Annotated in this window: 26 protein-coding genes; 13 read left to right on the plus strand and 13 right to left on the minus strand. The window is 75.1% G+C overall.

All coding sequences use genetic code 11. The features are described 5' to 3' along the window. Window position 1: 1 nt before the first annotated feature. Both MTO91_RS25935 and MTO91_RS25940 read left to right on the plus strand, forming a co-directional pair. Entirely contained in the window at window positions 2-565 is a 564-nt protein-coding gene (locus MTO91_RS25935) for a hypothetical protein (protein WP_073576023.1), read from the plus strand. Between the two features lie 23 nt (window positions 566-588). Next, window positions 589-3564, plus strand: coding sequence for a hypothetical protein (locus tag MTO91_RS25940; protein ID WP_476653088.1), 2976 nt, complete (start codon window positions 589-591; stop codon window positions 3562-3564). A gap of 31 nt (window positions 3565-3595) precedes the next feature. Here MTO91_RS25940 and MTO91_RS25945 read toward each other — a convergent pair whose 3' ends face one another. After that, window positions 3596-4489: a Gfo/Idh/MocA family protein gene (locus tag MTO91_RS25945; protein ID WP_476653090.1), complete on the minus strand. Its 894-nt coding sequence runs from the start codon at window positions 4487-4489 to the stop codon at window positions 3596-3598. 52 nt (window positions 4490-4541) lie between these two features. Between MTO91_RS25945 and MTO91_RS25950 the strand changes: the two genes are divergently transcribed. The 5 genes from MTO91_RS25950 (at window position 4542) to MTO91_RS25970 (ending at window position 8411) form a co-directional block, all read left to right on the plus strand. Continuing rightward, window positions 4542-5348 (plus strand): NUDIX hydrolase, encoded by an 807-nt coding sequence (locus tag MTO91_RS25950; protein ID WP_346102044.1) that lies wholly within the window; start codon window positions 4542-4544, stop codon window positions 5346-5348. Further along, on the plus strand, window positions 5345-6133 hold the full coding sequence (locus MTO91_RS25955; protein ID WP_405420994.1) for an MBL fold metallo-hydrolase: 789 nt from the start codon (window positions 5345-5347) through the stop codon (window positions 6131-6133). Before MTO91_RS25950 ends, MTO91_RS25955 begins: the two co-directional genes overlap by 4 nt. Before the next feature lie 107 nt (window positions 6134-6240). After that, window positions 6241-6993: an amino acid ABC transporter substrate-binding protein gene (locus MTO91_RS25960; protein ID WP_346102040.1), complete on the plus strand. Its 753-nt coding sequence runs from the start codon at window positions 6241-6243 to the stop codon at window positions 6991-6993. After that, entirely contained in the window at window positions 6994-7662 is a 669-nt protein-coding gene (locus MTO91_RS25965) for an amino acid ABC transporter permease (protein ID WP_357438386.1), read from the plus strand. It begins immediately after the preceding gene. Next, window positions 7659-8411, plus strand: a complete 753-nt coding sequence (locus MTO91_RS25970) for an amino acid ABC transporter ATP-binding protein (RefSeq protein ID WP_476653091.1) — start codon at window positions 7659-7661, stop codon at window positions 8409-8411. Before MTO91_RS25965 ends, MTO91_RS25970 begins: the two co-directional genes overlap by 4 nt. Here MTO91_RS25970 and MTO91_RS25975 read toward each other — a convergent pair. The 4 genes from MTO91_RS25975 to MTO91_RS25990 form a co-directional block, all read right to left on the minus strand. Further along, the gene (locus MTO91_RS25975) at window positions 8408-9100 is read right to left on the minus strand and encodes an HD domain-containing protein (RefSeq protein WP_251783423.1); all 693 of its coding nucleotides are present in this window, start codon (window positions 9098-9100) and stop codon (window positions 8408-8410) included. The two genes, MTO91_RS25970 and MTO91_RS25975, sit on opposite strands and share 4 nt — an antisense overlap. Then, on the minus strand, window positions 9097-10359 hold the full coding sequence (locus MTO91_RS25980; protein WP_476653092.1) for an MFS transporter: 1263 nt from the start codon (window positions 10357-10359) through the stop codon (window positions 9097-9099). Before MTO91_RS25980 ends, MTO91_RS25975 begins: the two co-directional genes overlap by 4 nt. A 41-nt stretch (window positions 10360-10400) precedes the next feature. Further along, window positions 10401-11075: a Crp/Fnr family transcriptional regulator gene (locus tag MTO91_RS25985; RefSeq protein ID WP_020628211.1), complete on the minus strand. Its 675-nt coding sequence runs from the start codon at window positions 11073-11075 to the stop codon at window positions 10401-10403. Window positions 11076-11237: 162 nt separating this feature from the next. Next, the gene (locus tag MTO91_RS25990) at window positions 11238-11486 is read right to left on the minus strand and encodes a hypothetical protein (RefSeq protein ID WP_043282623.1); all 249 of its coding nucleotides are present in this window, start codon (window positions 11484-11486) and stop codon (window positions 11238-11240) included. 352 nt (window positions 11487-11838) lie between these two features. On the opposite strand from MTO91_RS25990, the gene nth reads away from it, so the two are divergent. The 5 genes from nth (at window position 11839) to MTO91_RS26015 (ending at window position 16450) form a co-directional block, all read left to right on the plus strand. Next, the gene (gene nth / locus MTO91_RS25995; protein ID WP_304580140.1) at window positions 11839-12570 is read left to right on the plus strand and encodes an endonuclease III; all 732 of its coding nucleotides are present in this window, start codon (window positions 11839-11841) and stop codon (window positions 12568-12570) included. Then, window positions 12567-13238: a TlpA family protein disulfide reductase gene (locus MTO91_RS26000; RefSeq protein WP_476653094.1), complete on the plus strand. Its 672-nt coding sequence runs from the start codon at window positions 12567-12569 to the stop codon at window positions 13236-13238. Before nth ends, MTO91_RS26000 begins: the two co-directional genes overlap by 4 nt. Next, window positions 13235-13981: an NUDIX hydrolase gene (locus tag MTO91_RS26005; protein WP_476653095.1), complete on the plus strand. Its 747-nt coding sequence runs from the start codon at window positions 13235-13237 to the stop codon at window positions 13979-13981. The genes MTO91_RS26000 and MTO91_RS26005 overlap by 4 nt, the downstream gene beginning before the upstream one ends. A 2-nt stretch (window positions 13982-13983) precedes the next feature. Then, a complete protein-coding gene (locus MTO91_RS26010; RefSeq protein ID WP_476654974.1) occupies window positions 13984-15183 on the plus strand; it encodes a MarP family serine protease in 1200 nt (399 codons plus the stop codon). Window positions 15184-15253: 70 nt separating this feature from the next. After that, window positions 15254-16450 (plus strand): MFS transporter, encoded by a 1197-nt coding sequence (locus MTO91_RS26015; protein ID WP_357438381.1) that lies wholly within the window; start codon window positions 15254-15256, stop codon window positions 16448-16450. A gap of 18 nt (window positions 16451-16468) precedes the next feature. Here the strand turns inward: MTO91_RS26015 and MTO91_RS26020 are convergent, their stop codons facing one another. After that, window positions 16469-17743, minus strand: a complete 1275-nt coding sequence (locus MTO91_RS26020; protein ID WP_476653097.1) for an adenylosuccinate synthase — start codon at window positions 17741-17743, stop codon at window positions 16469-16471. Between the two features lie 204 nt (window positions 17744-17947). Here MTO91_RS26020 and MTO91_RS26025 point away from each other — a divergent pair, with 204 nt between their 5' ends. Then, a complete protein-coding gene (locus tag MTO91_RS26025) occupies window positions 17948-18529 on the plus strand; it encodes a hypothetical protein (protein ID WP_476653098.1) in 582 nt (193 codons plus the stop codon). Here MTO91_RS26025 and MTO91_RS26030 read toward each other — a convergent pair whose 3' ends face one another. The 7 genes from MTO91_RS26030 to fbaA form a co-directional block, all read right to left on the minus strand. Beyond that, window positions 18530-19972 (minus strand): WXG100 family type VII secretion target, encoded by a 1443-nt coding sequence (locus tag MTO91_RS26030; RefSeq protein WP_476653099.1) that lies wholly within the window; start codon window positions 19970-19972, stop codon window positions 18530-18532. Window positions 19973-19982: 10 nt separating this feature from the next. Then, window positions 19983-20360, minus strand: a complete 378-nt coding sequence (locus MTO91_RS26035; protein ID WP_346102022.1) for a hypothetical protein — start codon at window positions 20358-20360, stop codon at window positions 19983-19985. A gap of 83 nt (window positions 20361-20443) precedes the next feature. After that, entirely contained in the window at window positions 20444-20971 is a 528-nt protein-coding gene (locus tag MTO91_RS26040; protein WP_476653101.1) for a DUF3558 family protein, read from the minus strand. A 74-nt stretch (window positions 20972-21045) separates the two neighbouring features. After that, complete coding sequence (locus MTO91_RS26045) at window positions 21046-21723, minus strand: lysophospholipid acyltransferase family protein (RefSeq protein ID WP_405420965.1); 678 nt, start codon at window positions 21721-21723, stop codon at window positions 21046-21048. Window positions 21724-21843: 120 nt separating this feature from the next. Further along, window positions 21844-22989 carry an FUSC family protein gene (locus MTO91_RS26050; protein WP_251783411.1) on the minus strand — a complete coding sequence of 382 codons (1146 nt, stop codon included), beginning with the start codon at window positions 22987-22989 and terminating at the stop codon, window positions 21844-21846. A gap of 5 nt (window positions 22990-22994) precedes the next feature. Next, entirely contained in the window at window positions 22995-23408 is a 414-nt protein-coding gene (locus tag MTO91_RS26055; protein WP_405420963.1) for a DUF3151 domain-containing protein, read from the minus strand. A gap of 71 nt (window positions 23409-23479) precedes the next feature. Beyond that, window positions 23480-24508, minus strand: a complete 1029-nt coding sequence (gene fbaA, locus MTO91_RS26060) for a class II fructose-bisphosphate aldolase (RefSeq protein ID WP_062398779.1) — start codon at window positions 24506-24508, stop codon at window positions 23480-23482. Between the last annotated feature and the right edge of the window lie 89 nt (window positions 24509-24597).

Consider the following 24597-nt stretch of genomic DNA (forward strand, 5'->3'; position numbering starts at 1 on the left):
CATGGATCGGCTCGCCGGGGTCCCGGCCGGTCACGAGCTGCTGCTGCGGCTCGCCGGCCGGTTCCCCGACGAGCTGCTCTGGCGGCTGCGCGACTGGCTGGCCGCCGGGGACACCGCTGCGCTGGGCGCGGTCCTGCCGCGCACGCTGCTGCGGCACCGGATCGGGCTGACCGGGCACGAGCGCACGCTGCTCGCGGAGGTCGTCGGGCCGGACGCGCCGTCGCGGCGCCTGGTCGAGGCGGTGCTGCCCGGCACGCCGCCCGCCCCGCCCGCGTTCACGGCGGGCGAGCCGGACCTGGCCGCGTGGTCGGCGCTGTCGGTCGTGCGCGACGAGGCGTCCGCGCTGCTGCTGGCCGTGCGCGACGACGGCGCCCGCGTGCTGCTCGTGCGTGACGCGCAGCGGCCGCACCTGCTCGCCGCCGCGGTCGCACGGCTGCTGCGCGTCCACGGTGACCGTGTCCCGCGCGTCGAGGCCCTCACCGGCGACGCCCCGACCGAGTACCACGAGGCCGCGTGCACCGCGGCGGCGTCGTTGTGGAGCCGCGAGCCGGTCCCCACCGGCTGACGCGGGACCGCGAAGGAGGCCCCATGTCCGACCCCACGTACCGCTTGCTGCGGGAACTGGCCGGCCGGGTGGACGACGACCTGCTCGCCACCGGACGCGAGCTCGTCGCCGTCGGCGAGGAGGGGCACGCGCTGGAGCTGCTGGTCGCCGAGCTCGTCGCGGGACGGGCGGTGCTGCCGCACGCGGTGCGCTCCGAGCTGGTCGCCGAGGCCGCAGCCCGCCGGGTGCAGCCCGACGCCGACGCCTGCCTGCCGCCCGCCGCGGACGTCGCCGCCGGTCCGCACCGGTTCGACGGCGAGGGCCCGCCCGGTGCCGCGGAGGCGGTCGCGGCCGCGCTCGCCGGCGTCCCGGTCCCGGAATCGGGCTGGACGCTGGCCTGGCGCACGACGCCCGCCGGTGCCGCCCCCGGCCCGCTGCCGCAGCCGGTGCTGCTGGCCCGCACCGGGTCGCACGGCGCACCCGAGGTCCTGACCTACCAGGCCCAGTCGGCGCTGGCCCGGGCCGGACTGGTCGTGTCGGTCGAGGTCGGCGACGACGGTCCGGACCCCGGCTACCACCGCGCCGCCCGGGAGGTCGCGCGTCCGCTCCCCGCCACTCCGGTTCCCGACGCCGCCGCTCCGTCCCGGGAGGACGTGTCGGCGTCCCTCACCGGCGACGCACCGTGGCCCGCCCCCGACACGTCCCGGTCCCCCCTGGTGGAGCCCGGGGACAGGGGCGGGGTTGCGGACGGCGACACGTCCGGCCCGCCGGCCCACCGGGTTCCCGACGACCGGCCCTCCGACCGGGGCGGGCTCCTGTCCTCGGCGACGCCCCCGGCCCCGCGGCCCGACCGGGACGGGTTCCCGGCCGCCCCCGGACCCGACGCCGTCGAGGACGCACCGGGCGGACACCGCACCGACAGCTCCCCCGGCGACTTCTCCGGCGACTTCTCCGTCGACTCCTCCGTCGACACGGACATCCCCGCCTCCGACCCACCGCCCGCGCCGGTGCGCATCGACCGTCCCAAGCCACTCCCCGGGAGCCCCGCCACCGAGACCCCGGACCCGGAGGGCCGGCCCGGCCGGGCCGCCCCGGAGCCGACGACGGAGGGGTTCGCCGCGGCAGCCCCGTCGCCGGGAGCAGCCGGCGGACCCGACGCCGGGCCGGACCGGACCCCGGGCGCAGCCACGTCCGGCGCCGGGCCGGGCCCGGTTCCGGCCGCGGAGGCCTCCGCCACCGGAACCGGCCACGCCCCGGGCGAGGACGCCACCGGGTCCGGCTCCCCGGCGAGCGCGCCCGCCGCGACCGGGTCGTACCCCGAGACCGGCATGTCCGACGACGCCGCTCCCGGCCCGGGGACCGGCACCTCCGATCCGACGACTCGCGGTCCGGGGACGGCCGCCTCCGGCCCGGCCACGTCCGGTCCGGGCACCGACACGTCCGACAGGGCCGCTCCGGTCCCGGGGACCGGCACGCCCGACGGGGCCGGTCCCGGCCCCGCCGGGCCACGCGGCTCCGCGGCCCGACGCGTCGCGGCACCCGCCGAGGGGGACGACGCGGCGCATCCGGCGCCGCGGCCGTCGCCGCCGATCCGGGCGCTGCGGGAGGCCTCCGCGGGCGACTGGTTCGACTCTCCCCCGGAGGGCGACAGCCCGGACCCGACCCCGCCGAGCGGGGTCGGCGAGGTCCCCCGGCACCGGTTCGTCGCCGGCACCGGACCCGGCGGCAACGGCCACCTCCCCGACGCGAACGGCGCGCACCCCACGACCGCGGGCCGCGGGCCGGTGGCGGGGCCGCCGGAGCGGCGTCCGGTCGGGCCCGCCGCGACGCCGGCCGGGCGGCCCTCGGCCCCCTCCGACGAGCCGCCCCCACCACCGGTCGCCCCCGCACCTCCCGGGATCCCGGCACATCCGGCCGTCTCGTCACCGCCCGCGGCCGCGGTGGCCCCGGCCGCATCCGTCCCGCCGGTCGTCCCCGCGGACCCGGCTCCGACCGGCCCCCGGGCGGCCGCGCGCGACCTCGGCGTGCCGCTCCGCAGGCGGGCCGGGGAGGGCCGCGCGCCCGCGGGCGGCGGGCCCGGTCCGGTCGTCGGGCGTCCGCCCGTCGGGCCGCCCGCGGCACCGGGACCCGACGAGGCGTCCTGGCTCGCCGACTGGGCCTCCGGTGCCTGGGCCGGGGAGATCCCGCCTCCGGAGACCGCGGCGCGGACCGACCGGAGCGGCAGCGAGGAGACCGTCCCGGGCACGCCGCACGTCGTCCCCGCCGCGACCGCCACCGTGACCGTCGACGACGACCGCCGCGACGGCCCGGCGCATCCCGCCCACCGTGTGACCACCGGCGACGACCCGGCCCGCCCCACCCCCGGGCCGGCACACCCGGGGCCCGGATCCGACCGGACCCACGTCGGCACGTCCCCCGCCGTGGCCGAGGCGAACGGAGCGGCACCGGCCACGGAGGACGCCCCGGCGGACCCGGCCCACGCCGGACCGGCTCCGGACGACCGGGCCGGACTCGACCGTCCCGCAGGCACCGGACCGGCCGGAACCGGGACGCCCGGCCCCCCGCCCCCGGCCGACGAGGCCGACCCCGTCGACGAGGCCCCCACCCCACCTCCGGGCGTCCCCATCCTGCGCGCCCCGACACCCCCGGCCCCGGCCGACGGGGAGCGTCGCCCCCGGCACCTCCTGCTCACCGACGACGAGCCGGACGAGTGGGACGCCACGGAGCGGGACACCACCGGGCGGGACGGCACCGTGGAGGCCCCCACGGAACCGGCCGACGTCGTCGCCCCCGCAACGGAGCCCCCCGCACCGGGTCCCGCGGCGGAACCCGCGACGGGGCCCGCGGACGAACCCGCGCCGAGGCCGCGGCCGCGACCCCGTCCCGCCGGGGGCCTGGCCGACCGGCTCACCCCGACCGAACAGGACCTGCTGCAGCGCCTCCACGAGGAGCTCGCGGCCCGCGAGAACGGCGGCGAGCCGACCCCGCGCAACGGCACCGCCCGCACCGACCGGGGCTGAGCCCGGCCTGGCCGGCGGCCGGTGCGGGGGATCAGCCGACCGCGCGCACGATCCGGTCGATCACCCGCTGCAGGTGCAGCGCCCGTGCGGCGTCCACCGGGAGGTCGGCGCCGGAGCCGATCGCGGCGGCGAGGTCGTCGAGCAGCGCGCCGAAGCAGGCGACCGCATCGGCCGGGCGACGGTCGAGCACGTACCGGCCGCGGCCGTCCTCCCCGAGTCCGCCGACCAGCGCCACCTCGAACTCGGTCGGATCCACCGGGACACGCAGCGACAGCACCACCGAGCTGCGGGCGCCGCCGTCGTGGACGAGGCCGATCCGCCACAGGTCGGGCTCGTCGCGATGGGCGTGGTCGACGTCGACGACCGGTCCCAGCGCCGCGTCGAGCAGGTCCACGACGTGCGGGCCGACGTCGAGCAGCGCCCCGTGCTCGGCCCGCCACGACGACGCAGCGAACGGCCCGCCGAGCAGCGCCCCGGACAGCCAGCGGGCGGTCGCGGTCGTCCCGGGACCGCCGGCGCCGGCCGGGACCGCGCCGAGCCAGGCCCGGATCGCCGGGTCGAACCGCAGGGTCAGCATCGTCGCCGACCGGACGCCCGAGGCCGCGACCGCGGCGGCGGCCCGTTCCGCGGCGGGCAGGTCCGCGGCCAGCGGCTTCTCGAGCACGACGTGCTTCCCGGCGGCCACCACCCGCTCCAGCAGCTCGGCCTGCACGGCGGGCGGGACGGCGAACGCGACGGCGTCGCACGCGTCGAGCAGGTCCTCGACCGAGGCGTGCACCGGACCCCCGGAGACCGCGGCGATCCCGGCGGCCGCCTCCGGCCGTCGCGCCCACACCCCGGCCGCCGACCAGCGGGGATGCGCCGCGATGGCGGGGGCGTGCACCTGGCGCGCCCACGGTCCGGCGCCGAGCAGTCCGATACGCATGCGGGCATTCTCACCGCCGACCGGCCCCGATCATGACCTAGGGTCGGCGGCCATGAGCGATGATCCGGCAGCGCAGCCGGTCGAGCCGAGGGCCGCCGCGACCGTCCTGCTGGTCCGCGACGAGCCGGGCACCGGTGACCTGCAGGTCTTCCTGCAGCGGCGGGTGGCCGGGATGGCGTTCGCCGGCGGCATGACCGTGTTCCCCGGCGGCGGGGTCTCCGCCGGTGACGAGCCGGACCCCGCCCGATGGCGCGGACCGGAGCCGGAGCGGTTCGGCGCCCGGCTGGCCCAGCCCGCGGACCTGGCCGCCGCGCTGGTGACGGCCGCCGTCCGCGAGACGTTCGAGGAGTGCGGCGTGCTGCTGGCCGCCCCCGCCGGCACCGAGCCCGGCCCGCTGGACGCCGCCGCGGCCTGGCGGGACGACCTCGTCGCCCGCCGGATCACGCTGCCGGAGCTGCTCGCGGCGCACGACCTGGAGCTGCGCGCGGACCTGCTGGTCCCGTGGTCCCGCTGGATCACCCCGCCGCGCAACCCGAAGCGCTACGACACCGCGTTCCTCGTCGCCCGCGTGCCGGACGGCCAGGTCGCCGACGACGCCACCACCGAGGCCGTCGAGGCGCGCTGGTGGAGCCCGGCCGAGGCCCTGTCCGGCCACGACGACGGCGACCTCCAGCTGATGCCGCCCACCCTGCGGACCCTGCAGGAGCTGCACCGGCACGACAGCGCGGACGAGGTGCTGGCCGCCGCCGCGGCGCGCGACATCGAGCCGATGACCCCCGAGGTGCGGCGCGAGGGCAGGGTCGTCACGATCACCCTGCCCGGCGACCCCGACTGGATCTACGAGGAGACGACCCGGTGAGCCACCCGCTCTACGGCACCCTGCGCGCCGCGCACCCGCTGGCGTCGGTGCTGCTGCAGGACAACCCCGGCCCGATGACCCTGGAGGGCACCAACACCTGGGTCCTCGCGGCGTCGGACGCGCACGACCGGATCGTCGTCGACCCGGGTGAGGACGACGGCACGCACCTGGAGGCGCTGGCCGACGGCCCGCCGGTGACCGCGGTCGTCCTGACCCACCGCCACCACGACCACGCCGGCGGGATCGGCCGGTTCGTCGAGCTGACCGGGGCACCCGTGTTCGCCGCGGACCCGTCGCTGGCGTCGGGGACCACCCCGCTGGTCGACGGCGCCGTCGTCGCCGGTGGCGGGGTCGAGCTGGAGGTGCTGACCACCCCCGGCCACACCTCGGACTCGGTGTCGCTGCTGCTGCGCGGCCCCGGCTCCGACGGCGTCGCGCTGCTCTCCGGCGACACCGTGCTCGGCCGCGGCACCACCGTCATCGCCCACCCCGACGGCACCCTCGGGCCCTACCTGGACTCGCTGCGCCGGATCGCGGAGCTGCCCGCGGGCACCCCGGTCCTCCCCGGGCACGGTCCGGAGCTCCCGGACGCCGCCGAGACCGCGCGGCACTACCTCGCCCACCGCGAGCAGCGGCTGGAGCAGGTGCGGGCCGCGCTGGAGCGGCTCGGGCCCGACGCCTCGGCACGCGACGTCGTCGAGGTCGTCTACGCCGACGTCGACACCTCGCTGTGGGACGCCGCCGAGCTGTCCGTGCGCGCACAGCTGGATCACCTGCGTGGATGAACGGGACCGCACGGAGCGTTGAACCGACACGACCGACCGGCCTAGGGTCCCCGCATCTCGACGGGGCATCGCCGTCCGTCGGCCCCGTTCCGCTCGAAGGAGACCCCGTGCGTCGCACGATCCTGGCCCTGGCCGCCGCGCTGCTGGCCCTCACCACCCTCGTCGGCTGCAGCAGCGGCGGGTCCGACACGCTGCGCATCGGCACCGAGGGGACCTACAGCCCCTTCAGCTTCCAGGGTCCCGACGGGCAGCTGACCGGCTACGACGTCGAGGTCGCCCGTGCGGTCGGCGCCAAGCTGGGCAAGGAGGTCGAGTTCGTCCAGACCCCGTGGGACTCGATCTTCGCCGCGCTCGAGTCGAAGCGGATCGACCTGGTCGCCAACCAGGTCACGGTCAACGACGAGCGGAAGGCCAGGTACGACCTCTCCACGCCCTACACCGTGTCCGAGGGCGTGATCGTCACCCGCGCCGACGACACCGCGATCCGGAGCCTGGCCGACCTGCGGGGCCGCACCACCGCCCAGTCCGCGACCAGCAACTGGGCCGAGGTCGCCCGCGGCGCCGGCGCGAACGTCGAGGCCGTCGAGGGCTTCGTCCAGGCCGTCCAGCTGCTCAAGGACGGCCGGATCGACGCGACCGTCAACGACACCCTCGCCGTCGGCGAGTACGAGAAGTCGACCGGGGACAGGGGCGTCAAGGTCGCCGGCACCACCGGGGACACCAGCGAGCAGGCCTTCGCCGCCCGCAAGGACAGCGGCCTGATGCCCGACGTGGACCGGGCGCTGGCCGAGCTACGGGCCGACGGCACGCTGAAGCAGCTGTCCGAGAAGTACTTCGGCAGCGACGTCAGCGGGAAGTAGATGGATCCCGCCACCTGGGAGCTGATCGGCCGCAACCTGTGGCCGATGCTGCGGGCGACGGTCACGACGACCATCCCGCTGACGGCGATCAGCTTCGTCATCGGGCTGGTCCTGGCCCTGCTGCTGGCCCTGGCCCGGATCTCCTCGATCAGGCCGCTGTCCTGGCTGGCCCGCGCCTACATCTCGGTGGTGCGCGGCACCCCGCTGCTGGTCCAGCTGTTCATCGTGTTCTACGCGCTCCCGCAGCTCGGGCTGGTGATCGACCCGTTCCCGTCCGCGGTGATCGCGTTCAGCCTCAACGTCGGCGGCTACGCGGCCGAGGTCATCCGGGCGGCGATCCTGTCCATCCCGAAGGGGCAGTGGGAGGCCGCGCAGACCATCGGCATGGGGTACCCGACGACGCTGCGACGCGTGATCCTCCCCCAGGCCGCGCGCACCGCCGTCCCCCCGCTGTCGAACACGCTGATCTCGCTGGTCAAGGACACCTCGCTGGCCTCGACCATCCTGGTGACCGAGCTGCTGCGGGTCGCCCAGCTGGCCGCGGCGCCGACGTTCGACTTCTTCGCCCTCTACGGCGTGGCCGCGGTGTACTACTGGATCGTCTGCCTGATCCTCTCGTCCGTGCAGGTACGGGTGGAGACGCGGCTGGAGAGGTACGTGGCGCGATGAGCGACCTGCTGACCGTCCGGGGCCTGCGGAAGTCCTTCGGGACGCTGGAGGTCCTGCGCGACATCGGGTTCGACGTCCCGGCCGGGACCGTCACCGCGGTGATCGGGCCGTCCGGTTCGGGCAAGACGACGGTGCTGCGTGCCCTGAACGCACTGGACCGGGCCGACGCCGGGGTGATCACCATCGGCGACCTGGCCGTCGACTTCGGTGCCCCCGTCGACCGGTCCACGCTGGCCCGGTTCCGGTCCCGGACCGCGATGGTGTTCCAGTCGCACAACCTGTTCCCGCACCGCACCGTGCTGGAGAACGTCATCGAGGGCCCGGTGATCGTGCAGCGGCGCCCCCGGGCCGACGCGACCGCCGACGCCCGGCGGTTGCTGGACCAGGTGGGGCTGGCCGAGAAGGCCGACCAGTACCCGTACCAGCTCTCCGGCGGCCAGCAGCAGCGCGTCGGGATCGCCCGCGCGCTGGCCCTCGACCCGCAGCTGATGCTGTTCGACGAGCCCACCTCGGCGCTGGACCCCGAGCTCGTCGGCGACGTCCTGCGGGTCATCAAGGACCTGGCGACGGCGGGCCGGACCATGGTCATCGTCACCCACGAGATCCGCTTCGCCCAGCAGGTCGCCGACCAGATCCTCTTCGTCGACGGCGGGGTGGTGGCCGAGTCCGGTCCGCCGTCGCGGGTGCTGGTCGAGCCGGAACAGCCCCGCACCCGGCAGTTCCTGAAGCGGATCCTCGACCCGATCTAGACCCCGGGCGGGGCGCCGTCGGAGTCGCCGTGGGCGTCGACCCACTCCTCGCGGAACCGGCGCAGGAACTCCTCCAGGGCCGCGTGCCGCCGCTCGCCCATCTCGCGGCCGGCGGCGGTGCGCAGCTCGCCGCGCAGCCGCAGCAGCTTCTCGTGGAAGTGGGCGACGACCGAGCCGGTCGGCCCGGACCGGTAGCCGCCGGTCGCGACGCCCGCGGCCGGGTCCCACAGGGGCTCGCCGATCGCGCCGCCGTAGGCGAACGCGCGGGCGATGCCGGTGGCGCCCATCGCGTCGAGCATGTCGGCGTCGTGCAGGCAGGCCGCGATCCGGTCCGCCGTCGGCGCCGACGCCGCCTCCGAGAACGAGTAGCGGCCGGTGGCCTCGACGGCGTCGAGCACCGGGTCCCACAGCTGCTCGGCGACCCCGCCGCGACGCAGTGCGTCCCGGGCGTCGTCGCGGACCTCCGCGGGGGCGACGACGCGGCCGAGCCGGGCCTCGGCGGCCCGGTGGTGGTCGTGCACATAGGCGGCGACGGCGGCGACGAACCCGTCCAGACCCTCCCGCACCGCGAGCCGGGCCGACAGCCCGGCGACCCGGTCGAGGTGCCCGAGGTCGTGCGCGACGTCCGCGCCGGCCATGTCACCGGCGACGACGTCGCGCAGCCGCCGCAGCTCCCCGGCGCCGCTCACGCCGGGCTCCCGGCCGCGACGACGCGGGGCTCGGTGTCGGCGACCGAGCCGCGGCGCAGCCACAGCAGCCCCGCGACCAGCAGCCCCAGTACGCCGCCCGCCGCGTACCCGCCCGGCCCGACGAGGTCGATCATGACGCCGGACAGGGCCTGCCCGACCGAGACCCCGAGCACCGCGGCCATCACCATCCAGTTGAACGCCTCGGTCGCCGACCCCGCCGGAGCGGTCTGCTCGACGCCGAGGGAGTGCGCGGTGACCTGCGGGGTGATCAGCGCGCCGGCGACCATCATCACCACGGCCAGCAGCACCAGCGAGCCGAGCGGGGAGACGAGCCCCATCGCCGTCACCAGGACGGCGAAGCCGGCGAGCAGGACCGGCAGCCGCAGATGCAACGGCCGCGGCCAGGGCCGCATCCCGTAGAGCACCCCGGTCAGCACCGAGACCACCGACCAGAGCGAGAGCAGGACCCCGCCGGCGGCGGGCGAGCCGGCGAACGCGGTCGCGGCGATCACGCCGACCTCGGCGGTCCCCGCCACCAGCCCGAACCCGAGCGACGCCAGCGCCACCGTCCGCAGCCCCGGGCGCCGGAACACCCCGAGCAGCCCGGCCTCGACCGCCAGCGACCCGTCGGCGCGCTCGGCTCGGATGCGGGCCGAGCGGCGTCGTACGGCGGCGGTCAGCGCGAACCAGGTGGTGCCGACGATCTCCGCGGTCGCCGCGACGACGAGCGCGGTGCCCGGCCACGGCGTCGCCACCACCAGCACCGCGGCCAGCGCGGGACCCATGATGAAGAAGATCTCGAGGCTGATCGCCTCGTAGGTGTAGGCGGCCTCGCGGCGCGGCCCGGGCGGGGTCAGGTCCGACCACAGCGCCCGCGACGACCCCTCGAACGCCGGCGTCGCGAGCCCGGTGACGACCGCGACCGCGACGGTGAGCGGCAGCGCCGCCCGGTACTCGATGCCCAGCACCAGCCCGGTGACGCACAGCAGGTAGACCGCGACGAGCACCAGCATCGGCCGGGTCGGGCCCAGCCGGTCCAGCACCCGCCCCTGCACGACCGTGCCGACCGCGGTCCCGATCAGCAGCGCCGCCGAGACCGCTCCGGCGACGGCGTAGGAGCCGTGGACCTCACGGACGTAGAGCAGCGTGGCGAGACTGTGCATCGCGATCGGGAACCGACCGAGGACGGAGGCACAGACCGGCGCGGCCGCCCCGGGGGTGCCCAGGGCGGCGCGGTAGTCGGAGAGAGCGGCGGGCACGCCCCAGCATCACATGATCTGGGACGCCCGTACCAGAGAATTCAGCGCGCGCGCCGCGCGAGCCGCTCCGGCTCCAGGATCAGCACGCTCTTGCCCTCGAGACGCAGCCAGCCACGGTGCGCGAAGTCGGCGAGCGCCTTGTTCACGGTCTCGCGGGAGGCGCCGACGAGCTGGGCGATCTCCTCCTGCGTGAGGTCGTGGGTGACCCGCAGCAGCCCCGACTCCTGGGAGCCGAACTGGCGCGCGAGCTGCAGGAGCGACTTCGCCACACGGCCCGGCACGTCGGTGAAGATCAGGTCGGCGAGCATGTTGTTGGTGCGGCGCAGGCGACGGGCCAGCACGCGCAGCAGCTGCTCGGCGATCTCCGGACGCTTGCCGATCCACTCCCGCAGCGCGCTGCGGTCCATGGTGTAGCAGCGCACCTCGGTGACCGCGGTCGCCGACGACGTGCGCGGGCCCGGGTCGAAGATCGACAGCTCGCCGAACATGTCCGACGGGCCGGCCACCATGAGCAGGTTCTCCCGGCCGTCGGGGGACTTCCGGCCGAGCTTCACCTTCCCGCCCGACACGATGTAGAGGCGGTCACCGGGCTCGCCTTCGGAGAAGATGACCTGCCCGCGGGAGAACTCGGCAGTCTCCAGAGCTTCGGCCAGCGCCTCGGCGGCCTGGGGCTCCACACCTTGGAAGATCCCTGCCCGGATCAGAACCTCGTCCACTGCAATGCTCCTCGTTCACCGGCCGTGTCGTCACGGCGGGTCGTCGGCGCGTCAGTGTAGAGGTATTCGCCACACACGTGCGCACCACTGGCCCGATCGGATTGACATCCGATCGGGTCCGATTCGTCGCGGGGCGCTGTCCCGCACCCGTACGCGATCCTGTCAGGCCGACGGGACCTGACTCCGACGAGCCCCCCGGCGGCGCCGGTTACGCAGCCGGAACAGCTCCAGCGCGCGGCCCGTGCCGGACCGGAACAGGGCACGGACCTCGTCCGGACGCGGCTGTTCGAGCATCTCGTCCAGCTCGTCCTGGCGCACGGTGGACTCCCGCATGCGGGACTCCACGCGCTCCATACCGAGCGCGAAGAACATCACGAGCAGCGGGACGAGAACGCTCAACCAGGCAGTCATGGCAACTCCGATCCTCCCGTACGGGTTCGCAGCCCGGCCGGTCGGGGGTGGCCGCGTCGACGTCTTCGTGACGCGACCGTGACCTCGTAGCCCGTTCGGCGCACACCCGGCCGGGTGCGCGCACCGCTCGTCGGACGCGTCGCCACGCCGGCCGGTCGAACGCCCCCCGACGCGGACCGGACCGCGCCCGGCGACGAGCGGTGCACGGCGCGACACCGTGACACGACTGTCGGTGCCCACCCGTACGCTCGGTCACGTGAGCACCTCCGCCGGACGGCCGTCGCGGGCGTCGCGGCCCACCCCCCGCGCCGCCGCCGGTCTGGCCGCGCGCGTCGCGGCCGGGGAGAGCCCGATCGGGCGAGCGCGCCGGGTCAACCGCATCCTCCGGTCGCTGGCGGAGGCCTATCCGCACGCGCACTGCGAGCTGGACTTCACCACCCCGCTGGACCTCGCCGTCGCGACGATCCTGTCCGCGCAGTGCACCGACGAGCGGGTCAACCAGGTCACCCCCGCGCTGTTCGCCCGGTACCCCACCGCCGCGGACTACGCGGGCGCCGACCGGACGGAGCTCGAGGAACTGATCCGCTCCACCGGCTTCTACCGGAACAAGGCGACGTCGCTGACCGGGCTGGGCGCCGCCGTCGTCGAGCGGCACGGCGGGGAGCTGCCGTCGACACTGGACGAGCTGGTGAAGCTGCCCGGCATCGGGCGCAAGACCGCGAACGTCATCCTCGGCAACGCGTTCGGGGTCCCCGGGATCACCGTCGACACCCACTTCGGACGCCTGGTCCGCCGCTGGGGCTGGACGACCGAGGAGGACCCGGTCAAGGTCGAGCACGCGATCGGCGAGCTCGTCCCGCGGCGGGACTGGACGATCGTGTCCCACCACGTGATCTTCCACGGCCGCCGGGTCTGCCATGCGCGCAAGCCGGCCTGCGGCGCCTGCACGCTCGCGGCGGACTGTCCCGCCTTCGGGCTCGGCCCCACCGACCCGGGCGAGGCCGCGGCGCTGGTCAAGGGCCCGGAGCGGGACCACCTGCTCGCACTCGCGGGGATCGCGGGGCCGCCCGGGGACGGCCGGTGACCCGGACAGGCGCCTCCCGCTCCGAGATCGTCTCGACCGTGGTCGTCGTCGTCCTGGTCGCGATCGCGGTCTGGGCGCTGTGGCCCTCGGGCCCCACCTCCGGCGGGAGCGGCGGTGCCGGTCCCGCGGCGAGCGCCGCCCCGGCCGACCGGCCCGAGACCGACCTCGCCGCCGCGGACCCGCAGGCACTGGCCGCCGCGCGGGCCTCGGCCCGGCTGGCACCGTGCCCCGCCCCGTCCGGCAGCACCCCGGCCGGTCCGCTCGCCGGGATCACCGTGCCGTGCCTGGGCGCCGACGGCCGTACCGACCTGGGCGCGGCCCTGACCGGGCGTCCGACGCTGGTCAACTTCTGGGCGTCGTGGTGCGTGCCGTGCCGCGACGAACTGCCCGCGCTGCAGGCGTACGCACAGCGCCCCGGCGCACTGCCGGTGCTCACCGTCGACGTGCAGGACGACCCGGTGGCCGCGCTGACCCTGTCCGCGCAGCTGGGGGTCACCCTGCCGGCCGTGACCGACCCGCAGCGGGCCGTGCGCCGCGCGCTGGACACCCCGCCGCTGCTCCCGGTCAGCTACGTGACCCGCGCGGACGGTGGCGTCGCGATGGTGGACCCGCCCGTCCCGTTCCGCACCGCCGACGACGTCGCGGCCGCCGTGGAGCGGTTCCGGTGACCGCGCGGGCGGGCGTGCCGCAGGTGCCCGACCCCGACCCCGCGGCGGCGCCGGCGTCGCTGCGCCCGCTCGTCGACGGGGCGCTGGGCCTGGACCCGGCCTGGTTCGGCTGGCGACGCCTGCAGCCCGACACCGGCGAGCCGCGCCGGGCCTCGGTGCTGATGCTGTTCACCGACGGGGAGTCCGGCGGGCCGGACGTGCTGCTCACCGAGCGCGCGGCGACGCTGCGCTCGCACGCCGGGCAGGTCGCCTTCCCCGGTGGGCGGCTCGACCCGACCGACACCGGCCCGGTGCACGCCGCACTGCGGGAGGCCCGGGAGGAGACCGGGCTGGACCCGTCCGGGGTGGTACCGCTGGCCCTCCTGCCGGACCTGTTCATCCCGCCCACCGGGTTCCTGGTGACCCCGGTGCTGGCGCACTGGGCGTCGCCGTCGCCGGTACGGGTGGTCGACACCGCCGAGGTCGCCCGGGTCGTCCGGGTCCCGGTGGCGGTCCTGACCGACCCGGCGAACCGGTTCACCGTGCGCGGCCCCAGCGGCCACACCGGCCCCGCCTTCGACGCCGCGGGCCTGATGGTCTGGGGTTTCACCGCGGGCCTGCTGTCCGCACTGCTGCAGCGGTCCGGCTGGGAGCGTCCCTGGGACGCCGGCCGGGTCCTCGATCTCGACGACGCCTGGGCCCGGGCCCGGCGGAACGAACCGGAAGGAGTCCGGGTGGACGACCACGGCGTGGTGGACCGGTGAGCATCAGCTGGGTCGACGTCGTCGTCGTGATCCTCGCCCTGCTGGCCGCGGCGTCCGGCTGGCGGCACGGGGTCGCGGTGGCGCTGCTGTCGTTCGCCGGCGTACTGACCGGCGCGGTGCTCGGGCTGCGGCTCGCCCCGTTGCTGGCCGGGCAGGTGGAGTCCCAGCAGGGGAAGGTGCTGCTCGGGATCGGCGTGGTGGTGCTGCTCGTCGCGCTCGGTGAGGCGACGGGCGTCTACCTCGGACGGTTCATCCGCGACCGGATCCGCGGCGAGGGCACCCTCAAGGTCGACTCGACGCTGGGTGCCGGCGTGCAGGCGGTCGCGGTGGTGGTGGCGGCCTGGCTGATCGCGCTGCCGCTGTCCTCGACGAGCTTCTCCACCCTGACCAGCGGCCTGCGCGACTCGCGGGTGCTCGCCGGCGTGGACGACGTGATGCCGGACGCCGCGCGCAAGCTCCCGGCCGAGCTGCGCCAGCTCCTCGACGACTCCGGCTTCCCCGACGTCGTCAGCCCGTTCTCGCGGACGCCGGTCGCCGCGGTCGGCCCGCCGGACTCCGCGCTCGCGCAGTCCCCGGTGGTCACCGAGGTCCGCGACCGGGTGCTGAAGGTCCGCGGGCGCGCCCCGTCCTGCCGTCGCGCCCTGGAGGGGACCGGGTTCGTCGTCGCCCCGCAGCGGGTGATGACCAACGCCCACGTCGTCGCCGGGACGTCGAGCACCACCGTCGAGGTGACGACGTCCAGCGGCCGGGCCCGCCAGCTCGACGCCCAGGTCGTCCACTACGACCCCGAGGTCGACGTGGCCGTGCTCGACGTGCCCGACCTCGAGGAGCAGCCGCTGCAGTTCAGCCCGGACCCGGCCCGCGTCGGCGACGACGTGATCATCCTGGGCTACCCGCTGGACGGCCCGTACACGGTCACCCCGGGCAAGATCCGCGAGCGGATCCGGCTGCGCGGCCCGGACATCTACGAGCAGGGCAGCGTGCTGCGCGACGTCTACACCGTCCGCGCGGTGGTGCGCTCCGGCAACTCCGGCGGCCCGATGATCACCCCCGACGGGCGGGTGGTCGGCGTCGTGTTCGGCGCCGCGCTGGACGACACCGAGACCGGTTTCGTGCTGACGGCCGAGCAGGTCGGGCAGGCGCTGAACGTGGCCGCGAGCGGCGCGTCGTCCCCCGCCGACACCGGGAACTGCGCCTCCTGACCCACCGCACTCCGTCCCACGATCCGGGAACGAATGGCCGGATCGTGGGACAGATGCTTAGCGTGGGTACATGACCTCCGTCGACGTGACCCGTACCCGCCGTCGCTGGCTGGTGCTGGCCGTCGGGGTGTTCGCCCAGACCGCGGCCTGCTCGTTCGTCTACGGGCTGCCGTTCGTGGTGCCGCTGCTGCGTGACACGGAGGGACTGTCGCTGGCCCAGGTCGGCGCCTACGTCGGCGCACCGACGGTCGGTCTGCTGTGCACGCTGGTGCTGTGGGGCGCCGCCGCCGACCGGTCCGGCGAACGCGGGGTGATGACGGTCGGGCTCGCGCTGTGCGCGGCGGCCGTCGCGGGTGCGGCGCTGCTGCCGATCGGGCCCGGACCGCTGCTGCTGGTGCTGCTCGGCCTGGGCGGCGCGGGCGCGGCGTCGGTGTTCGCCGCCAGCGGCCGGATGGTGATGGGCTGGTTCGCCGCGCACGAGCGCGGCACCGCGATGGGGATCCGGCAGACGTCCCAGCCGCTGGGCGTCGCCGTGGCCGGGCTGACGCTGCCGACCCTGGCCGCAGCCGTCGGGCCGTTCCAGGCGCTGCTGCTGCCCGCGGTGCTGTGCGTCGTCGCGTCGGTGCTGGTCGCGACGCTGGCGCCGGACCCGCCCCGGGCGCCGCGGCCCGCGGGGGCCGAGCCGGAGCGCTCCCCCTACGGGACGTCGGTGCTGTGGCGGGTGCACGGCGCGAGTGCGCTGCTGGTGGTCTCGCAGTTCGCGGTGGCGTCGTTCGCGACCGAGTACCTGGTCCGCGAGCAGGGGTGGCACGTGGCGGCGGCGGGCGCGTTCGTCGCCGGTGGGCAGATCGCCGGGGCGGTCGGCCGGATCGCGACCGGGGTCTGGTCGGACCGGGTCGGGTCCCGGCTGCGCCCGATGCGCCAGGTCGCGGCCGCCGCGGCCGCGGTGCTGCTGCTGTTCGCGCTCGGCGACGCCGTCGCCGGATGGCTGGCGGTCACGATGCTCGCCGTCGGGGCGGTGGTGACGGTCGCCCCGAACGGGCTGGCGTTCACCAGCACCGCCGAGATCGCCGGACCCGCCTGGTCGGGGCGGGCGCTGGGGGTGCAGAACACCGGCCAGAACGCCGTCGCGTCGGTGGTCCCGGCCGCGCTCGGCGCCCTGGTCGGCGCGACCGGCTACGCGGCGGCGTTCGCGATCGCCGCCGCGGCACCGTTGGCCGCGATCCTGGTGACACCGGTCCGCGACGAACGCCGGCGGTCGTCGTGACGCCGCCGGCGCAGCCGGTCAGCGGGTGATCGTCTGGTCCCGCCCGGGGCCGACGCCGATCGCGGACACCGGCGCGCCGGTGAGCTCCTCGATCCGCTGCACGTAGGCCTGCGCGGCGGGGGGCAGGTCCTCCCAGGTGCGGGCACCGGAGAGGTCCTCGACCCAGCCGGGCATCTCCTCGTAGACCGGGACGGCGTGGTGGAAGCCGGTCTGGGTCATCGGCATCTCGTCGACGCGGTGGCCGTCGACCTCGTAGCCGACGCAGATCGGCACCGCCTCCAGCCCGGACAGCACGTCCAGCTTGGTCAGGAAGAGGTCGGTGATGCCGTTGACCCGCACCGCGTAGCGCCCGATGACGGCGTCGAACCAGCCGCAGCGCCGCGCACGGCCGGTGTTCACACCGACCTCGCCGCCGGTCTTGCGCAGGAACTCGCCCATCTCGTCGTGCAGCTCGGTCGGGAACGGACCGGAGCCGACGCGGGTCGTGTAGGCCTTCAGGATCCCGATCACCCGGGTGATCTTGTTCGGGCCGATGCCGGAACCGACCGACGCACCGCCCGCGGTCGGGTTCGAGCTGGTCACGAAGGGGTAGGTGCCGTGGTCGACGTCGAGCAGTGTGCCCTGCGAGCCCTCGAGCAGCAGCGTCTCACCGCGCTCCAGGGCCTCGTTCAGCAGCAGCCGGGTGTCGACGATCTTGTCGGCGAACTCCTTCGACTGCTCCAGGACGGTGTCGACGACCTCGTTGAAGTCCAGCGCGCGCCGGTTGTAGACCTTGACCAGGATCTGGTTCTTCAGCTCGAGGGCCGCCTCGACCTTCTGGTGCAGGATCTTCTCGTCGAGCAGGTCCGCGGCGCGGACGCCGACCCGGGCCACCTTGTCCTGGTAGGCCGGGCCGATGCCGCGACCGGTCGTGCCGATCTTGGCCTTGCCCAGGTAGCGCTCGGTGACCCGGTCGATCGCCACGTGGTACGGCATGATCAGGTGCGAGTCGGCCGAGATCAGCAGGCCGGAGGTGTCGACGCCGCGCCGCTCCAGCCCGGCCTTCTCCTCGATCAGCGCCTCGGGGTTCACGACGACCCCGTTGCCGATCACGTTCTTCACGCCCGGGGACAGGATCCCGGACGGGATGAGCTTCAGCGCGAAGTCGCGGCCGTCCGGCGTGACGACGGTGTGCCCGGCGTTGTTGCCGCCCTGGTAGCGGACGACCCAGCCGAACTGCCCGCCCAGCAGGTCGGTCGCCTTGCCCTTGCCCTCGTCGCCCCACTGGGCGCCGATCAACACGATTGCGGGCATGTAAGAGACTCCAGTTCACACACGCTCGTCACGGTCGCGGGACCGGGCGTGATTTCCGGTTTCCGCGGCGAGGAGGGTACTCGATCAGTGGTTCCGACCGATCCCGAAGCGGTTCTCCTCGACTGCCTGCCGCAGCGGCGTCACCGGCTTCCCTTCCACGGTATCCGGCCCGGCGCGCGGCGGGAACGCCCACCGTCGTCGCTGGTGTCCGATCCCGCGGTGCGTTCGGTCACCGTGGGTCCGCGCCCCGGCAAGGCCGAGATCGACGGTCTGCTCCCCGTCCCGCGCCTGATCGTGCACGGCGACGACGCCGACCTCGCCGCCGTGCTCCTCCGGCTGCTCCGGCGGGACGCGCTGGCGACCGAGATCGCCTACCTGCCGGTGTCCCGACGGTCGCGGGCCGCCGCGAACTGGGGAGTCCCGACCCGGTTCGACGACGCCGTCGCCCTCGCCCGGTCCGGCACCGCGCGCGAGATGCCGCTGGTGCGCGACGACAACGGCGGCGTCCTCGCCGGCCGCGGGGAGATCCCCGACCTCTACGGCGAGGCCTACTGCGACGCGACGCGCGTGCTGCACGGCCGCGTGAAGATGCTCGTCGTCGACGCGGGGCCCGAGGGCGTGCACGTGCGGGCGGGCCGCGGGGTGACCGGCACGACCGGGCGGGCGATCCAGATCGGGACGACCGGTGCGACGCCCGTCCGCGACGGCATCGCGCACCCGCGGGAGATCAAGCGGTGGGCCTGGTACCGGCACACCGAGCCGTGGCGGCCGGTGCTGCCGGGCTGATCAGCGCCCGGGGTCCTCGGGGGCGAGCACGGCGTCGGTCGCGGTGATCCCGACGTCGAACACCTCGTCGGTGGGGACGACATAGCGGTTGCGGTGGTCCCGGCCCTCGCCGCGACCGCCCGGGACGCCGCCTGCCATCGGGCCGTAGCCGGCCCCGCCGCGAGCCTCCGCCGCCTTGGCGCCGGTCCACGGCTCGGGCGCGCCGCCGCTCCGTGGCCCGGGTGTGCGGGGCTCGGTGCCCCACGCCGTCCCGGCCCCGCCGCGACCGCCGGGTCCGTACGGTTCGGTCGCCGCGCCCGGCAGCCGCGCGGTGCCGCGGGGCTCGCCGAACGGGGCGCCGAGGGCGCCGCGGCCCGCTGCGGAACCGGCTCCGTACGGCCCGGTCCCGCTGCCGTAGCGGGTCTGCGGGGCGGGGCCGGTCTGCGCGAGGGGGCGGACGAGCTGCTGCCGACGTGCCTGGTCGCCGAAGCGGCGTGCGAGGTCCTCGCGGGTACGGGCGGCGTCCGGCGCCGGGGTCGGGGTCGGGGTCGGGGTCGGGGTCGGGGTCGGGATCCGAACGCGGTCCGGAACGGGCGGGATGCGGGAGCCCGGCACCCCGGCACCGCCTCCACCGGCGCCCGAGGACGCCGGTCCGCTCGGCAGCGGGACGACGGGCGAGGGCCCGCCACCGCCTCCGGCACCGGCACCACCACCGGGGCCGCCGCCCGCACCGACGCCGCCCGACGGGCTGGGAGGCGCCGACACCGGCTGCGATGCCGACCCGACCGGGGGAAGCCCGACGCCGGCCGGGCCCGGTGTAGGGCCGGGAAGTCCGCCCCCACCCGGAGCGACGGAGACGCCGGGCTGCGGTCCCGGCGGACCGCCGGGACCCGGCGTGACGCCCGGAGACGTCGCGGGCGGGGGCGCGGCGGCCGCCTCGGTGGTGAAGCGGTCGTCGATCGCGGAGGTCTCGGACTCGTACCTCTGGAGCGCGCGGTTCGCGACCTCGTCGTTGATCTGGTTGTGCTCGGCGATGGTGACGTGGTCGGCGCCCCTGCCCCGGAGGGACTGCCAGGCCTCGCTGATGTTGTCGCCCGCGCGCTGGATCCAGGAGAACTCGGCCGGGTCCATGAAGCGGACCTGACCGCGCATGCGCTCGAACGCGCTGCCGTGGTCGAGCATGCGGTCGGCGCCGTTCCGGGCGACGTTCGCGGTGCCGTCGACGCCGGTGGCGGTGCGGTCCAGGGACTCCTGGGCGGCCCGGGCGGCGGGGCCCTGCCACGAGATGCCGAGATCGGCCATGCCGCGGTCGAGGGTCTGCTTGGTGGTCGCCATGTCGTCGACGAGCTTGCGGAGACCGTCGGAGGTCTGCCGGGTGGCCTCGGCGCCGGGTTTGCCGAGGATCCAAGCAGCCTTGGTCGCGATGTCGAACGCTTCGTAGTTGTAGCAGCGAGGGAGGGGCATGCTCGGATCCCTAACGCTCGAGCAGCGGACCGCTGTACGGCGGAGTCGTGGGCGTCAGGGTTGCCGCGTTCTCGTCCTCGATCAGCCCGTACTCCTGCGCGGTCTTCTTCAGCCGGTCGCGCGCTTCAAGAATCTCGTTCATATAGTGCCGGTGCAGGTCTGTGATCAGATCGATCTTCGGCTGAAAGACGGATACAGCGTCGAGAGAAGCAGGGTCGTCCCCACAGGGCGGGATCTCCCGGAGACGGTCCGCTGTGAATCGGCCCCTCTGCAAGGCGCGAGCATGCTCATCCATGTGGCGGTACACCCTCATGACGTTGTCCTTATCGACCTGAAGCATGAGCGCATCGCTGATCGAGCCGCGTGGTTGGGGTGCGGACGTCTGCATACGGCGGAGAATAGGTCGAACGCACTGCGGTGAACCCCCAGTCGAGCGAAGGCGTTCGCAGGCGCGAATCCGCGTCGTTGGGCTCAGCGCGAACGGGCAGCAGTCAAGTAACTGGTCGCCAGGGTCTCGGCCGAGCGACACACCTCGTCGATGGACCCGCGGCTCCGATCGTCGTAACCCGAATCGCGGACCTGCACACGAACGCTGCTGGCGGCGGAAGTGTCGATGTACAGCTCGCACAGTGGTGCGGTGTCCTCGCTATCGACGACCCGGACCGCTCCGAATCCGTCGACTGCGGTGAGAGTCGCCCCGCGTGCGTTCGACAGTCGCGCCGCCGGGGTGTCGATTGTCTGCACGGTATAGCTCTCGGCAGTGTCGTAGTTTCCCCACGAGCATGCGCGGCTCGGACCGTCCGCCAGCTCGACAACTGCCGGCTCGTCACCCTCCACCCCGAGGCGCTGCCGGAGCTCAGGGGTCATCGCCACACACGGGTCGACATTCGCCACGTCGATCTCCGCCGGCCGCGGCGGAAACGGCCCCTCCGGCTCCGCAGCCCCACACCCCACGACCACCCCGCACACGAACAGCAGGACGACAACGAGTCGGACCACCGGCGACGCTCCCCCGGACAGGAACAGGACCGCAGCAGGCTAGCCCGCCACCGTCGCCACCGGGCCCGTTCCGGTCAGGCCGCGGCGGCCGAGTCGTCCGGGCGCCGGTGATAGCTGTCCACATAGGTCTGCCCGGACAGGTCCGCGATGGCGTCCATGATCTCGTCGGTGACCGCGCGCCGGATCGCCGGAGCGCCCTCCAGTCCCTCGTAGCGGCTGAACTCCAGCGGCCGCCCGAAGCGGATCTCGACCCGGGCCAGGCGCGGGAACAGCCGACCGATCGGCTGCACGCGCTCGGTCCCGATCAGGCCGACGGGCACGACGACCGCCCCCGTCGACAGCGCCAGCGACGCGACGCCGGTGTGGCCGCGGTGCAGCTTGCCGTCGAGGGAGCGCGTGCCCTCCGGGTAGATGCCGAACGCACCGCCGCGCTCCAGGACCTTGCGTCCCGCGGCGAGCGCGGCGAGGCCGGCGCGGGCGTTGGACCGGTCGACCGGGATGTAGCCGAGCGCCCCCAGGAACGCGGCCATCAGGCGTCCGCGCAGACCACGGCCGGTGAAGTACTCGGCCTTGCCGAGGAAGGCGACCCTGCGCGGGGCGACGAGCGGGATGAACGCCGTGTCGACGGCCGCACGGTGGTTCGCCGCGAGGATCACCGGCCCGGTGGCCGGGATGCGGTCCGCGCCGCGCACGCGGGGCCGCCACACGAGCCGGACGAGTGGCGCGAGGACGTAGCGGATGAACAGCTGCACCGTGAACCCCGATCAGTGAGCGACGTCCACAACTCCGTGCAGGGGGGACCGACGTCCCGGCGCCGAACGAGGCCCGATTCTGCTCCGTGACCGGCCCGTGACGGAAGCCCTTCCGCCCGTTCAGTCCCCGTGCGGATCGGTGAGTTGCCCACGCAACGCACGCAGCGCCTCGCTGCGGGTCATCCCGGTCGCCTGCAACAGGTCGACGGCGATCGAGCGGACCTGGGCGACCAGCACGGGCGCCGAGACCGCGGGCGCCGCGGCCGGCTGCCCCTCCGCCGGCCGGGCGACGACCGCACCGGGGTCGGCGAGGACCGGTGCGTGCTGCACGGCCTCCAGGATCGGGCCGCGCGCCTTCTCGCGGTCGCCGTCCTGCCCGAGCTCCCCGATCAGCGCTTCGACGGAGACGGCGAGCTCGGTGATCGCGTCCGGCAGACCGGGCGGGACCGGTTCGCCGTCCTCGATCGCGGTCATCGCGCGCCGGGCGAGCACCCGGGCGTTGCGGTGGGCGTAGTCGGCCCGCTCGGCGAGCGTCCGGTAGCGGCGCAGCATGGCCCGGCGCGGCCGGTGCATCGGTGAGACCGTCACGACCTCGCCCGCGGAGCTGACCGCCGTGCGCAGCTCGTCGATGACGGCCTGGGTGTCGCGGGCCCGGGCCAGCGCCCGCGACGCGCTCTCCCGGTCGCCCTCGCGCAGCGCCGTCGCGGTCTCGGTGAGCACGGTGACGAGGTCGTCGAGCACCCGGCGGGCGACCCGGCGCACGATCCGGACCGGATGCGCGGGGATGACGGCGGCGACCAGGATCCCGGCGAGGCCGCCGATCAGGGCGTCGATGCAGCGGTCGATCCCCCCGGTCTCGGTGGGCGGGAGCAGCGTCGTCACCAGCACCGCGGACACCGCGGCCTGGTTGACGAACAGGGTCCCGCCGTCGGTGAACACCGCGATGACCAGCGCGAGCGCGACGACGAGCACCAGCTGCCAGAGTCCGCTGCCGATCTGCGCGATCAGCAGGTCGCCGACGAGGACGCCGATGCTCACCCCGACCACGAGCTCGGCCGTGCGGCGCAGCCGCGAGTTCAGCGACATGCCCAGGCTGAGCACCGCCGCGATCGGCGCGAAGAACGGCCGCGTGTGACCGACCAGGTCACCGGCCACCCAGAGGGCGAGGCCGGCGGCCATGGAGCACTGCAGGATCGGCAGCCACGACGCGCGGACGCGCCGGGCTCCGGCCCGGCCGCGTGAGCGGACCCGGTCCCACGCGGCCACCGGCGTCAGGACACGCCGAGGGCGGCGAGCGCCTCCGGGTCCGAGTCGTTGATCAGGGTGCGCAGGCGCTCGACCTCGGGGGCCTCCCCGATCGCCGTGGCGGCGCGCAGCAGCGCGCCGCTCGACCGCAGGAAGCCCTGGTTCGGCTCGTGCGACCACGGCACCGGACCGAAGCCCTTCCAGCCGTTGCGGCGCAGCTGGTCCAGACCGCGGTGGTAGCCGGTGCGGGCGTAGGCGTAGGCGGCGACGGTCTCCCCGGCGTCGAGGGCGCGCTCGGCGAGCACCGCCCAGGCGATCGACGACGACGGCGACCCCGCCGCCACCTCCGACGGGTCCTTGCCCGCGGTCAGGTCCGCCGCGGCGGGGTCGACCGGGAGGCGCGTGTCGTCGGGCTCGAGCAGGTTGCCGTGCAGACTCATGCCGCCATCCTGGCGCGCGCCCACCGGTCGTCGCCAACCGGTGGGCACACGACGAGGATCCGGAGGAGGACTCAGAGGGCCTTGCCGGCGGACTTCAGCGACTCGCACGCCTCGATGACGCGCTCGCTCATCCCGACCTCGGCCTTCTTCAGGTACGAGCGCGGGTCGTAGACCTTCTTGTTGCCGACCTCGCCGTCGATCTTGAGCACGCCGTCGTAGTTGGCGAACATGTGCGACACGATCGGCCGGGTGAAGGCGTACTGGGTGTCGGTGTCGACGTTCATCTTCACGACGCCGTAGCCCAGAGCCTCGTGGATCTCCTCGAGCAGCGAGCCGGACCCGCCGTGGAAGACCAGGTCGAACGGCTTGGCGCCGGCGTCGAGCCCCAGCTTCTGCACGGCCACCTCCTGGCCCTGCTTGAGGATCTCGGGGCGGAGCTTGACGTTGCCCGGCTTGTAGACGCCGTGCACGTTGCCGAAGGTCGCGGCCAGCAGGTAACGGCCCTTGTCGCCGGAGCCGAGGACCTCGACGGTGCGCTCGTAGTCGCCGGGGGCGGTGTAGAGCTTGTCGTTGATGTCGTTCGCGACACCGTCCTCCTCGCCGCCGACGACGCCGATCTCGACCTCGAGGATGATCTTCGCCTTGGCCGCCTGCTCCAGCAGCTCGGCCGCGATCTTCAGGTTCTCCTCGAGCTCGACCGCGGAGCCGTCCCACATGTGCGACTGGAACAGCGGGTTCTGCCCCTTGTCCACGCGCTCCTGGCTGATCGCGATCAGCGGACGCACGAACGAGTCCAGCTTGTCCTTGGGGCAGTGGTCGGTGTGCAGCGCGATGTTGACCGGGTACTTGTCCGCGACGACGTGCGCGAACTCGGCGAGGCCGACCGAGCCGGTGACCATGTCCTTCACCCGGGTGCCGGACAGGAACTCCGCGCCACCGGTCGAGACCTGCACGATGCCGTCGGAGCCCGCCTCCGCGAACCCGCGCAGCGCCGCGTTGAGGGTCTCGGTGCTGGTCACGTTGATCGCCGGGTAGGCGAACTCGCCGCTCTTGGCGTTGTCCAGCATCTGGTTGTAGATCTCGGGCGTGGCGATGGGCACGGGGCCTGCCTCCTCGTCGTCGGCGGTCGCTGCTCCGCGCAGCGCTCCTTGTCTCCGGGTGAGTATCACGTACCCGCGGGGAAGGGGGA

Source organism: Pseudonocardia sp. 2-7, from assembly GCF_056341085.1.